Raw genomic sequence first — 12,111 nt, forward strand, 5'->3', positions numbered from 1 at the left:
CGGGCAGCCTACACAGTTTCCGCGACCCGATCGACCGATCGATCGGGAAGTTGTAGGGTGGCCCGCATGGTGGTCGACTACGAGTACGCCGACGGCATCGCCCGGATCTTCCTGAACCGGCCGGAACGGCTCAACGCCGTCACTCCGCCCCTGGTCGACGGCGTTCTCGCCGGTCTGGCCCGGGCCGAGCAGGATGCCGCCCGGGTGGTGATCCTGGCCGGGCGCGGCCGGTCGTTCTGCGCCGGGCACGACTTGAAGGAGCCGACCCCGGTCGAGACGGTGACCGAGACCCGGCAGCGGCTGGAGCGGATCCAGGACGTGACCCGCCGGATCCGGACGTTCCCGGGTGTGGTCGTCGCCGCCGTGCACGGCTATGCGCTCGGCGCCGGCTGCGAGTTCGCCCTGGCCTGCGACTTCGTGGTCGCCGACGAGCAGGCGCAGTTCGGCTTCCCCGAGGTCGGGGTCGGCCTGAGCGTCACCGGCGGCATCTCCCAGCTGCTGCCTCACCTGGTCGGGCTGGCCAAGGCCCGTGAGCTGCTGCTGCTCGGTGATCGCATCACCGCGCCGGAGGCTCTCGCGATCGGGATGATCCACCGGGTCGGCCCGCACGAGCAGGTCGCGGCCGAGCTCGCGGCCCGCCTCGTCGAGCGCCCGCAGGGCGCCCTTCAGCTGGCCAAACGCGTACTGGATCTGGGTTTGGACGGAACTCTGGAAACAGCGCTGGCCGTCGAGGTCGAGCACGCGCTGATCACGAGCCTGGCCGGTGAGCACGACAAGCCACGTGAGGAGTTCTCCCATGGCTGATCTGATCTCTCTCGTCCGGCGGGCGGCGACGACCTGGCCGGAGCGGGTGGCCTGGCGTTTCGATCCGGGCGTGGCCCTCACGTTCGCCGACGTCGACCGGCTCACGGCCGGATTTGCCGAGGCGCTGCGCCGGCGGGGGGTGAAAGCCGGCGACCGGGTCGCGGTGATGCTGCGCAACCAGGCCGAGTTCCCGCTGGTCTGGCTGGCCCTGGCCCGGCTCGGCGCGGCGATGGTCCCGGTCAACGTGCGCTACCGGGCGGCCGACACCGCGCATCTGCTGCGCGACTCGGGTGCGACCCTCGCGGTCACCACCGCCGAGTTCGCGCCGCTGCTCGGCGACCTGGCGATCCTGGTCGAGGATCTGGAGCCGCTCGACGGCTTCGAGCAGCCGCCGATCGACCCGGGCGCGACGGTCAATATCCAGTACACGTCCGGCACCACCGGCTCGCCCAAGGGCTGCCTGCTCTCGCACGACTACTGGCTGCGGCTGGCGACCAGCCTGGTCGACGAGTTCCCGAAGCTCACCGCCGACGACATCATGTTGACCGCCCAGCCGTTCAGCTACGTCGACCCGCAGTGGAACGTCGTCGCCGCCCTGGTCTCCGGCGCCGAGCTGGTCGTGCTGGACGGCTTCCACCCGTCGAGCTTCTGGGCCAAGGTCCGCGAGCACCGGGTCACCTACTTCTACTGTCTCGGCGCGATGCCGAATCTGCTGCTCGCCATGCCGGTCGACCCGCACGACCGCGACCACCGGGTCCGGGCCGTGCAGTGCTCGGCGATCCCGCCCAACCGGCACGCCGAGTTGGAGGCCCGCTGGGGTGTCGGCTGGTTCGAGGCGTTCGGCATGACCGAGACCGGCGCCGACATCCGGGTCGGCGCGGACGAGCACGACGAGCTGGTCGGCACCGGCTGCCTGGGCCGCCCGGCCGCGCACCGCGAGGTCCGCATCGACGAGAACGGCGAGATGCTGCTGCGCGGGCCCGGCATGTTCGACGGCTACCTCGGCTATCCGCCGCCCTGGCGCGACGGCTGGTTCCCCACCGGCGACCTGGCCCGCCTAGACGAGCAGGGCCGCGTCTACCACCTGGGCCGGATCAAGGACATGATCCGCCGTGGCGGGGAGAACGTGGCCGCCGCCGAGGTCGAGCAGGTGTTGATGGAACACCCGCAGGTCACCCTCGCCGCCGTCGTCGGTGTGCCCGACGACCTGCGCGGCGAGGAGGTCAAGGCGTTCGTGGTCGGCACCGCGACCGCCGAGGAACTGGCGGAGTACTGCGGGCAGCGCCTGGCCTCGTTCAAGGTCCCGCGCTACTGGGAGTTCCGCGACGACCTGCCCCGCACCCCGTCCGAACGGGTCGCCAAGCAACTACTCGACCGGAGCGCGCCGTGACCTTCACCTACCAGAGCCCGGTCTTCTTCGACGAGTTCGACCCGAACGGGCACCTGCACAACACGCGTTTCGCCGTGCACGTGGAGCGCGCCCAGACCGCGTACTTCGACAAGCTCGGAATGACCGGCCCGGATCTGCACTACGTGGTGCGTGAACTGCACGTCGAGTTCCTCGCCCCGGTCGATGTTCCCGGAGATCTGCCGGTCACGATGACCGGCATCAAGATCGGGAACACCAGTGCGACGTACGGTTTCACGTGCGGCCTCGACCCGATCCGCGCCCAGGGTTACCGCGTCGTCGTGAAGGTCGACCCGGCCACCGGACGCCCGGCGCGATGGACCGACGAGTACCGCCAGGCGTTCGCCGGGATCGCCGCATGATCGCCGCCGACCTGCTGCTCACCAACGCGCGCGTGATCACCGTGGACGGCCCGGACGCGTCCGCCCTGGCCATCCTCGGCGACCGGATCGTCGCCCTCGACGACGTCCCGGCCCGCACCGTCGTCGACCTGGGCGGCGCCACCGTCGTCCCGGGCTTCCACGACGCCCACAACCACATGGCGTGGTTCGGGCTCACCCTCTCCGAGGCCGACCTGCGCGTCCCCACCCTCGACGCGGTCTTCGACGCCCTGTCCCGGCAGGCCGCGACCACGCCGGCCGGGCAGTGGGTGGTCGGCAACGGCTACGACGAGAACAAGATCGGCCGGCATCCGACCCGCGACGACCTGGACCGGCTCTGCCCGGGCCGCGAGGTGTGGCTCAAGCACGTCTCCGGGCACATGTGCGTGGTCAGCTCGCCCGTGCTGCAGCGGCTCGGGCTGGCCGAGCGCGCGACCGAGGTCGACGGCGGCCGGGTCGTCACCGACGCCGGCGGGCGACCCACCGGGCTGCTGCAGGAACGCGCGCAGAACCTGGTCGGGGACCTGGTCATGCCGTACCCCTTGAAGCAGTTGACCGATGCCATCGACCGGGCCGGCCGGCGGTACCTGCGCGAGGGTGTCACCAGCGTCGTCGAGGCCGGCATCGGTGGCGGCTGGATCGGGAAGAGCCCGGTCGAGCTGGCCGCCTACCAGAACGCCCGCGACCGCGGCCTTCTCCACGTGCGCACCGAACTCATGGTCGCCGCCGACGTGCTGCATCCGCTGGCCGCGCACCCCGACGACGACCTGCCGCTCGGGCTCGACCTGGGCCTCCGCACCGGATTCGGCGACGACTGGCTGCGGCTCGGCCCGGTCAAGGTGTTCACCGACGGCTCGCTGATCGGGCACACCGCGGCCATGTGCCACGAGTATGCCGACATGCCCGGCGAGACCGGCGCGCTGCAGGGCGACCCGGCCGCCGTTGCCCGAGACGATCATCGCGGCGCATCGCGGCGGCTGGCGTCGTGGTGGCGCACGCGATCGGGCGACGCGGCGGTCGACCTGACCTGGACGCGAACGGCGCGACCGCGGTGTGCGCCCGATCATGGTCTCGCCGAGCATCCGCACATGGCCGCGTGTGCCCGACGACGACCTTGACCGGGCCGAGCCGCAGCCAGTCGTCGCCGAATCCGGTGCGGAGGCCCAGGTCGAGCCCGAGCGGCAGGTCGTCGTCGGGGTGCGCGGCCAGCGGATGCAGCACATGGTCGCCGCCGACGTGCTGCATCCGCTGGCCGCGCACCCCGACGACGACCTGCCGCTCGGGCTCGACCTGGGCCTCCGCACCGGATTCGGCGACGACTGGCTGCGGCTCGGCCCGGTCAAGGTGTTCACCGACGGCTCGCTGATCGGGCACACCGCGGCCATGTGCCACGAGTATGCCGACATGCCCGGCGAGACCGGCGCGCTGCAGGGCGACCCGGCCGCCCTCACCGAGACGATCATCGCGGCGCATCGCGGCGGCTGGCGGGTCGCGGCGCACGCGATCGGGGACGCGGCGGTCGATCTGACCCTCGACGCGTACGCCGAAGCGCAACGCCGCTACCCCCGACCGGACGCCCGGCACCGGATCGAGCACTTCGGCGTCACCCGGCCCGACCAGGTGAAACGCGCCGTCGAGCTCGGGGTGATCGGCGTGCCGCAGGCCCGGTTCGTGCCCGAGATCGGCGACGGCATGCGTCGTGCGCTCGGGGCCGATCGCGTGGCCGGCGCGTACCGGTTGCGGTCGTTGCTCGACGCCGGAATGGTGCTGCCCGGCAGCTCCGACCGCCCGGTGACCGAGGGGGCGCCGCTGCTCGGCATCCAGGCCATGGTCACCCGCACCACGGCCAGCGGCCAGCCGTTCGGCCCCGGGGAGGAGATCACCGCCCGGCAGGCGTTGCACGCGTACACGCTCGGGTCCGCCTACGCCTCCCACCAGGAGAACCGCACCGGCTCCCTGGCCGTCGGCAAACTCGCCGACCTGGTGGTTCTCGCCGACGACCCCACCAAGGTCGCCCCGGACCACATCGGAAAGATCGAGGTTCTGCGTACGATGATCGGCGGTCAATGGCGATGAGACTGATCGACGCCCACGAGCTGGACGAGACCGCGCTCGCCGCCGCCGAGGAGATCTACACCGAGGCGTTCCCGGACGGGCTGCGCGCCCCGTTCCCCAGCCTGCTCGACGACGACACCGTCGTCCTCACCGTCAACGGTCGCCCGGCCGGCCTCGCCGTGTCCCGTCCGCTCGGCCCCACCGGCTGGGTGTTCCTGCGCTACTTCGCGGTCGCCGACCGCGGCCGCGGCACCGGATCCGCCCTGTGGCGCCTGGCCTGCGCCCGCTGGGCCGCCGCCGGTTTCAGCAAGGTCCTGCTCGACGTCGAGGACCCCGCCGAACCGGACATCACCCACGACGAGCACCTGCAGCGCAAACGCCGCATCGTCTTCTACCAGCGCCTGGGCGCCCGTCTGCTGCCGGTCCGGGACTTCGCCCCGGAGCAGCCGGGCGGCGACCAGCACGGCCTGCGCCTGTTCGTGGCCGACACCCAGCCTGACCCGGTCCGGGATCTGGTGCTGGCCGTCTACAAGTACCGCTACGGCCTCGACGAACACGACCCGGTCGTCCGCCGAACCCTGCAGAACAGCGAACTGGATCCGGACCTTCCGCCGGGCATGGTCAACTCCTCAGTCGGCGGGCCAGCACTGTGAGGGTCTGACCGATGGCGTCCTTGGCCTGGTAGAGACGTTTGCCGTTGGTCATCGGGATCACGTTAGGTTCATACTTGTTGAACTTTCGGAACGCAGGTGTCGTGCCGTGCGGCACCTGGAACTGTTGCACCCCCGCGTCGATCATGAAGCTGGACGGCAGTCCGGCCACGGCCCATACCCGGCCATCAGCCCCGAGAAATGCGTTGACCATGCCTTCGTAGGTGTACCCCGCGCCGCTGTAATCCTTCTGGAAAACGCCTTGGGGGACGATCCAGGCCGCGCTTCGGGCCATCTCGCGCGGCTCGCCGCGGCCCCGCCACCCGGCCGCGGCGAGGTCGACGATGTCGTGCGTCGGCGGACCCGCATGTTCGACGATCAATCGCCAGGCCCGCAGTAACTGCGGAACGGTTCCGTCGACCCCGGCGGCGACCAACTCCAGCATCCGCGAGGGGTCGGTGCACGACGGGAACTCGCTGCTCCGCGCCGCCCGCCGTTTCGCCTCGTCGATCTCCGCGGCCTGTGCCTGCTGGGTGGCGGCACGCCCGGCGGCCCGTCGGCAGAGAACGCACAGATTCCGCCCGGAGGACCACCCGGCGATGTAGGCCTCCAGGTCCGCACCGGCCGCAAGCGGTTCGAACTGGGCGGCGCTCAGCATCTGCGAACGGTCGAACGGATACCACGTGTTCACATGCCGGGTCGTCCCGCCCGGCGCCCAGATCTCGGTGGATATCACCAGATGGTTCGCGCAGGCGGGGCGGCCACATCCCGAGCAGACACCGACGCCGGCCATGCCGCCGGAGCCCTCACACGCAACGCAGATCTCCGCCCCCTGCGCGCGGCCGTCGATGTTGAGGACGAAGTTGCCGTCGCCGGTGATCACCCATCCGTCCGCATTACCGACCGCGCGTTCGCCGGGGACGTGCGTCCCTGGTTCGTTCACGGGTGGCCGCCGCCGCGCACGGTGTTGTTGTCACCGGTGATCACCGTGCCGCCGGCGTATCCCACCGAACGGTCGCCGGTCACCACGATGCTGTCGCTGACCGAACCCGCCACCGACCGGTCACCCGACGCGGTGGCCTGCTGCGCCTGTCGTAGCAGCGCCGCCACCTCGGCCAGCAGTTCCGGTGACCCGGTCAGAGCTTTGCCGATCTGCAGCCGCAACGCCGCGTGTGTGTTCGTGTTGCCGGGATCCGCGATCACGTCGCTGACCGCCTCGCCGACAGCCTCACCCGGCGCCGAGCCCCGCAACCGCGACGCCAGCCGCCGGCCCCAGCCGGCCGCCTCCGCCGTCGCGACGTCCTCGGCCTGTGACCACAGGCGTTCACCCAACGACTTCGCTGCTGCCACCACGTACGGCACCACCGCGGCAGCCACCTGCGACGCCGACCGTGGATCGAAACCAAGCCCCAACGGATCCACAAACCCCACCAAGATCACGAAGCGTGCACCGACTGGAGACGCATCGTAGCGTGCGCCCCCAATCCCAGCGATACCCTCCGATCAGTCAGAGCGGTACGGCCGGGGCCTGAGGTCAGGGTTGTTGCGTTCTCGCGGAGCGGTGCCCTGAACAGTGGCTTCCGGGAGTGAACGGCCTTTTTGGAGGCGGAGGGAGCAGGGGAAGCACTCAAGGTGCTCATCGATGTCCTGGCGCTGTATGACACCGACGGCGTCATTCCTGAACTCTGTACGGAACGTGACCGCCCTAGGGCCGGCACGCTGCCAAACCGGTCACTGACGGTGAATGCGCGGCGTTTTTCGAAGCCGTGAGTCTAATGCCGGACCTGCGTAAACCTTTCGAGGGAAAGGTCTGCTGTTGCCGTCTTCCACTGTCTACGGTTGGTAACTACGAGTAGTCTTCGGTTTCTGGTCTTAGGGGTAGGAATGCAGGTACTCCGGTTCGTCACGGCAGCGGTGGGCGCGGCGCTGTTGACGCTCAGTTCGATGACTCCGGCGCGGGCAGACGTCGTCTCACCGGCGAAGACTCACATCACAGTGGAGATGGCTGAGTGTGACGTGATGGATGTCGGGACGGTTGGTTCCTGCGTCATCAGTTTGCAGACATGGATGAACTGGGCGGTCGGCACCAAGAAGACCGTGATCCCGATCGACGGGGTGTACACGGAGCAGACACGTGAACTGGTGCAAGTGTTCCAGCGGCGATATGTGTCGAGTGTGACGCCGAATGGCCGGTTCGGTGTCCGCTCCCGGGCCGCCCTGGCTAGGTGGTTCGAGCGGGGTGCGCGCCGTCCGCACGGTCAGGGCAAGCCGTGTAACCCCGCGCTGGGCTGGGGCTGTGACGACGGCGCGGTCGTCTCCGGCTTGAACATCAGCGGTTTCGGGAAAGCGGTCAAGTCGATCTCATGCGGTGCGCTCGGTGTCGGGGTCGGCGCTGTAGCTGGTGCCCCTGCGGGTTTTGGTTCCGGCGTGTGGTGTGACCTGACGTTCGAGTGACGGCACTGCGGACAACAAGTGGTCAGAGCGGTTTTGATGGGACATGCCGAGGCGCGTGCGGGTGATCCGGATGCTTGTTCGCCCCGGTCACCGGCCAGGATCTGTGACCGCCCGGACCCGGTCCGGGATCTGGTGCTGGCCGTCTACAAGTACCGCTACGGCCTCGACGAGCACGATCCCCTGCAGAACAGCGAACTGGACCAGTAAGGCACCGGCCGGTCCGTCTCCGCAGTCGCGCTTGATGAGGTCCGGACACTCTGCCTCCGAGCGAAAGCAAATTTCACGAAAGTTCCTCGACCTGCGGTTCGGTAAGGCCGAGGAACTCACGAAGGCGCCGGCAGAGGACTTCGACGGCGAGCTGGTGGTCCTCATCGGTGACCAGGCGACTCTCATCCGCATGGTCGCCGAAGGCCTCCACCAGGATCAGGGCCCAGAAAGTCAGAGGGCTGCCCGGATGGCGTCGGAGCATCCACTGCTGGAACTCCGCCAGCTCGCCCTGCCCGCGAGCAAGGTCGAAGCCGGTGATGACCGAGAAAGCCCGGTCATATCTCGGGCGTCCGACGTACATCCCGAGTCGCTTCTCGACCATTGACAAGAGTTCACGCCAGTCCACCGCGCGATTCTGCCACCCGATTCGACGGGCCTGAGGGTGAGCGCCGCAGGGCGTGGCCGCACAGGCGGCACATGACATCACGACGGCCGGGAAACGGGAATCTGACAAGTGTTCGTGAGCATCGGGCGGCATGAGACGAATACTGTTCGTTCCGGTCGTGCTGGTGCTCGCGGCGGTGCCGATCACGGCGTATGCCGGTGAGTCGGACGGGCCGGAGCTCACCGTCCGTACGCCGGGCGAGGTCTTCCTGGCCAACATCGACGACGACGCCGGGAAGTGCCGGGCGCCGGCCCGCAAGATCGCGAAGGCGGCCGTGGCCCGCGAGGAGGACAACTCGACGCGCTACTACCAGATCGACGATCCGACGCTCGCGCAGCGCAAGGAGTACCGCGACGAGCAGACCCTGGCCGATCGGCAGCTCGCGGCCTGCAACGACGCCTCCGACGAGATCGTCAACGGCGCCCGCGACGAGCAGGATCTGGCGCGGCTGCACGCCTCGTTCACCTCGTCGCCGGACGGGGCGACCGCGCAGGTGATCACCACCGGCGACGTGCGGGTCTTCGTGAAGCGCCAGGGCTGGGAGGTCGCGACGACGCTGACCACGGACGAGTTGCGGCACGGTGTCGAGCTCGGCGTGGAGGGCCGGGACGTGGTGCGGGACCGGGCCGTCTGGGACGGCACGGCCACGGTCACGCTTCGCGTGACGTCCAAGAACAGGATCAAGTCCGCGGACGTACGGCTTCGTGAGGCCCCGATCCGTACCCAGCTCAACACCCGGCCGCTGGAGCGGGTGCTCGCCGCGACCGCGGACGACGCCAACGGCAAGGCGTGGCGGGCCGCGACCGCCGCGGTTCTGCCCGACGGCGTCCCGATGTCGCTGATCGACACCACCGACCCGACCGACGACTGGATGCAGGACCTCTTCGAGCCCGCCTACCAGGTCATGAACGGTCACGCCATGCGCGTGCTGATCACCTCGCCGAACCAGGCGCACCGCCAGGCCGACCGGATCGTCTACACACAGTTGCGCGGGCCGGACATCGGTGCGGTGTTCATCCCGACCACGCCGGTCGACGGGGTCGACGACCTGAACACCTACGACTCGATGGGCAACCTGGAGACCGTGCCGGACGGCCGGGTCGTCCTGGGCGGCAAGCCGGCGCCGGAGCTGGTCACGTTCCTGAAGGCGCAGGGTACGACGGTGACGATCGTGGACTCGGCCTGGCTGGAGGTCGGCCACGTCGACGAGTTCCTCCAGTTCGTCCCGGTCGGCGATTCCTGGAAGGTGATCGTGGCCGACCCGTCGGCCGGCGTCGCCCTGCTCTCGACCGTCCCGGCCGGCACACGTCTGCACGGCAACCTGCCCGACCTGGGGGACGTGGCGGGCCGCATCGACCAGCGCACAGTCGGCGAGTTCCGGGCCGACGAGCAGTTCCTGGACACGAACCGGATCGCCGCCCGCAAGATCGACGCCGCGATCGCCGCGCTGGGTCTGCCCGCGTCCCGTGTCGTCCGGATCCCGATGCTGTACGGCGCCCGCGGCTTCGACTGGGGCCTGCTCCAGAGCGAGATCGACAGCCTGCCGCCGGGCCCGGAGCGTGACAAGGCCGTGGCCGCCCAGGCCGCCCTGCGCAACGCCGGCGCCGAAACCCCGAACCCGGTGAACGGCCTGCTGGCCGGCGCCGGCCGATATGTCGCACCGAAGCCGTTCGGCCCGATCGTCGGCGGACGTGACATCTTCGCCACCGCGATCTCCGAGGTCATGCGCGGCATCGGCTACAAGGTCACCTACGTCGACGATCTGACCTCGGCCCACGTCTCCCTCGGCGAGATCCACTGTTCCACGAATACGTTCCGCACGATCCCCTGACCTCTCGCGCTGGGGCCCGGAATCACTCGGTCCGGGCCGCAGCGTGACCCCGGGCCCCCGGTCGGCACTCAGGGTTGCTTCAGGGCCTCCGAGACAAGCCCTGAATGCCGGCCGGGGGCGGTGAGCGCGGCCGGGGCTGGAGTGGCGGCGGGCTCGGGTAAGGCGTTGCGCGGGGCGGAGGGGGTTTTGGGTTGAGCTCGGCCAACAGCGGACGTCGCCCTGGAGGGGCTCGCGTTCTGGGCGCGCCAGCGCCCTGCGGGCCCCGGAAGGGTCCCCGCGGGAGCGACGGTCTGTACCCCGGCGGAGATAGGACATGAAGAATTTGATCTTGATTGGTTTGTGAAAGACGACCATCGCGGGACGGCTCGGCTGCGAATTCTGTGGAAGGTGCGAATGCTAATTTCGCAAGATGACCCGGACGGGCGGGAAGAAGATCTGGGCGCACGCGAAGTTGCGCCGGCTGCGCCGTGAGCACGGCCTCAGCCAGATCGAGCTCGCCCGTCGCCTGGAGATCTCCACCAGCTACCTGAACCAGATCGAGCAGAGCCTGCGCCCGCTGACCGCGGCCGTGCTGCTGCGGATCGCCGAGGTGCTCGGGGTCGATCCGGAGTTCTTCTCGGACGCCGACGAGGAGCGGCTCGGCACGGACCTGCGCGCGGCCCTCGCCGACGAGGCCAGCGGGACCGAGCTGAGCGCCACCGACGTCAGCGAGATGATCCGCGACTATCCGGAGATCGCGCGGGCGCTGGTGGCGCTGCATCACCGCTACCGGGACGCCGCCGATCGGGTCGCCGCGCTGGCCGGGCCGGACTTCACGCTCAGTGAGCCGCATGATGATGTGCGGGACTTCTTCTACGCGCATCACAACTACTTCGATCCGCTCGACCGGGCCGCCGAGGATCTTGCGTCACGCCTGGATCTGGCGCCGGGCCGGGTGGCCGACGCGCTTGTCCGTCATCTTGACGAGCATTTCGGCGTACGGGTCGTGTTCACCGGCAGTAATCGCCCGGGGCCGGATGTGCGGCGCTACGACCCGGACAGCGCGGTGCTGTACCTGAACGGCACGCACACCGACGGGCAGCGGGCGTTCCAGTTGGCGACGCAGCTGGCCGTGCTCGCGCACGGTGGCCTGCTCACCGCCCTCGCGGCCGATCCGCTGCTGCAGGGTGAGGCGGCGCCGCTGGCCCGGATCGGACTGGCCAGCTACTTCGCCGGGGCGCTGCTGATGCCGTACACCGCTTTCCACGACGCCGCCGAGGAGTTGCGGTACGACATCGAGCTGCTCGGCGCCCGGTTCGGGGTGGGGTTCGAGACGGTGTGCCATCGGCTGAGCACGCTGCAGCGGCCGGCGCTGCGCGGGGTGCCGTTCGCGTTCCTGCGGGTGGACCGGGCCGGGAACATCTCGAAACGGCAGTCGGCCAGCGATTTCCACTTCTCGCGGCTGGGCGGGACGTGCCCGCTGTGGACCGTGTACGAGGCGTTCGCGGCCCCGGGCCGGATCCTCACGCAGGTCGCGGAGATGCCGGACGGCAAACGGTACTTCTGGATCGCGCGGACGGTGACGCGGGGCGGGTTCGGGCATCACGCGCCGCGCAGCACGTTCGCGGTGGCGCTCGGCTGCGAGTTGCGGCACGCCCACCGGCTGGTCTACTCGGAGGGGGTCGCACTCGACGATCCGCGCGGGGCGACCCCGATCGGGCTGGGGTGCCGGATCTGCGAACGGCAGGACTGCGCGCAGCGCGCCCGACCACCGGCCGGGGGCTCGCTGGCCGTGGACGAGAACCGGCGTACCGCCGTGCCGTACCCGATTCTGCGCAGCCCATGACGGCGTTAACTGGAGTTGGTAGGGGTTGTCGCCGGCCACCCCGGCGGGCAGG

13 protein-coding genes are annotated in these 12,111 nt (G+C 69.9%); 10 read left to right on the top strand and 3 right to left on the bottom strand.

The genetic code is table 11. From position 1 onward, the window contains the following. Positions 1-66 precede the first annotated feature (66 nt). The 6 genes from ACSHV8_RS11000 to ACSHV8_RS11025 are packed head-to-tail and all read left to right on the top strand — an operon-like array spanning position 67 to position 5,300. Positions 67-804, top strand: coding sequence for an enoyl-CoA hydratase/isomerase family protein (locus ACSHV8_RS11000; RefSeq protein WP_436531975.1), 738 nt, complete (start codon positions 67-69; stop codon positions 802-804). Beyond that, positions 797-2,194 (top strand): AMP-binding protein, encoded by a 1,398-nt coding sequence (locus ACSHV8_RS11005; protein ID WP_436531977.1) that lies wholly within the window; start codon positions 797-799, stop codon positions 2,192-2,194. Before ACSHV8_RS11000 ends, ACSHV8_RS11005 begins: the two co-directional genes overlap by 8 nt. Continuing rightward, on the top strand, positions 2,191-2,574 hold the full coding sequence (locus ACSHV8_RS11010) for an acyl-CoA thioesterase (RefSeq protein ID WP_436531979.1): 384 nt from the start codon (positions 2,191-2,193) through the stop codon (positions 2,572-2,574). The genes ACSHV8_RS11005 and ACSHV8_RS11010 overlap by 4 nt, the downstream gene beginning before the upstream one ends. Further along, positions 2,571-3,710: an amidohydrolase gene (locus ACSHV8_RS11015; RefSeq protein WP_436531981.1), complete on the top strand. Its 1,140-nt coding sequence runs from the start codon at positions 2,571-2,573 to the stop codon at positions 3,708-3,710. The genes ACSHV8_RS11010 and ACSHV8_RS11015 overlap by 4 nt, the downstream gene beginning before the upstream one ends. Beyond that, on the top strand, positions 3,691-4,668 hold the full coding sequence (locus ACSHV8_RS11020; RefSeq protein ID WP_436531982.1) for an amidohydrolase: 978 nt from the start codon (positions 3,691-3,693) through the stop codon (positions 4,666-4,668). Before ACSHV8_RS11015 ends, ACSHV8_RS11020 begins: the two co-directional genes overlap by 20 nt. Then, positions 4,665-5,300, top strand: coding sequence for a GNAT family N-acetyltransferase (locus tag ACSHV8_RS11025; RefSeq protein ID WP_436531984.1), 636 nt, complete (start codon positions 4,665-4,667; stop codon positions 5,298-5,300). The genes ACSHV8_RS11020 and ACSHV8_RS11025 overlap by 4 nt, the downstream gene beginning before the upstream one ends. On the opposite strand, the gene ACSHV8_RS11030 is transcribed toward ACSHV8_RS11025, so the two are convergent. Together ACSHV8_RS11030 and ACSHV8_RS11035 are read right to left on the bottom strand one after the other, a co-directional pair. After that, a complete protein-coding gene (locus ACSHV8_RS11030; RefSeq protein WP_436531985.1) occupies positions 5,269-6,180 on the bottom strand; it encodes a hypothetical protein in 912 nt (303 codons plus the stop codon). The genes ACSHV8_RS11025 and ACSHV8_RS11030 overlap by 32 nt on opposite strands. A 56-nt stretch (positions 6,181-6,236) precedes the next feature. Beyond that, positions 6,237-6,674 carry a hypothetical protein gene (locus ACSHV8_RS11035; RefSeq protein ID WP_436531987.1) on the bottom strand — a complete coding sequence of 146 codons (438 nt, stop codon included), beginning with the start codon at positions 6,672-6,674 and terminating at the stop codon, positions 6,237-6,239. Positions 6,675-7,181: 507 nt separating this feature from the next. Between ACSHV8_RS11035 and ACSHV8_RS11040 the strand changes: the two genes are divergently transcribed. Both ACSHV8_RS11040 and ACSHV8_RS11045 read left to right on the top strand, forming a co-directional pair. Further along, entirely contained in the window at positions 7,182-7,751 is a 570-nt protein-coding gene (locus ACSHV8_RS11040) for a peptidoglycan-binding domain-containing protein (RefSeq protein WP_436531989.1), read from the top strand. A gap of 36 nt (positions 7,752-7,787) precedes the next feature. Next, positions 7,788-7,958, top strand: a complete 171-nt coding sequence (locus tag ACSHV8_RS11045) for a hypothetical protein (RefSeq protein ID WP_436531991.1) — start codon at positions 7,788-7,790, stop codon at positions 7,956-7,958. Positions 7,959-8,031: 73 nt separating this feature from the next. Here ACSHV8_RS11045 and ACSHV8_RS11050 read toward each other — a convergent pair whose 3' ends face one another. Continuing rightward, positions 8,032-8,364 (bottom strand): hypothetical protein, encoded by a 333-nt coding sequence (locus tag ACSHV8_RS11050; RefSeq protein WP_436531993.1) that lies wholly within the window; start codon positions 8,362-8,364, stop codon positions 8,032-8,034. 130 nt (positions 8,365-8,494) lie between these two features. On the opposite strand from ACSHV8_RS11050, the gene ACSHV8_RS11055 reads away from it, so the two are divergent. Next, the gene (locus ACSHV8_RS11055; RefSeq protein ID WP_436531995.1) at positions 8,495-10,234 is read left to right on the top strand and encodes a protein-arginine deiminase family protein; all 1,740 of its coding nucleotides are present in this window, start codon (positions 8,495-8,497) and stop codon (positions 10,232-10,234) included. Between the two features lie 409 nt (positions 10,235-10,643). Next, positions 10,644-12,059, top strand: coding sequence for a short-chain fatty acyl-CoA regulator family protein (locus tag ACSHV8_RS11060; protein ID WP_436531997.1), 1,416 nt, complete (start codon positions 10,644-10,646; stop codon positions 12,057-12,059). The last annotated feature ends 52 nt before the right edge of the window (positions 12,060-12,111 follow it).

Source organism: Actinoplanes sp. HUAS TT8, assembly GCF_051380535.1.
In the GTDB taxonomy this organism is placed as follows: Bacteria; Actinomycetota; Actinomycetes; order Mycobacteriales; family Micromonosporaceae; genus Actinoplanes.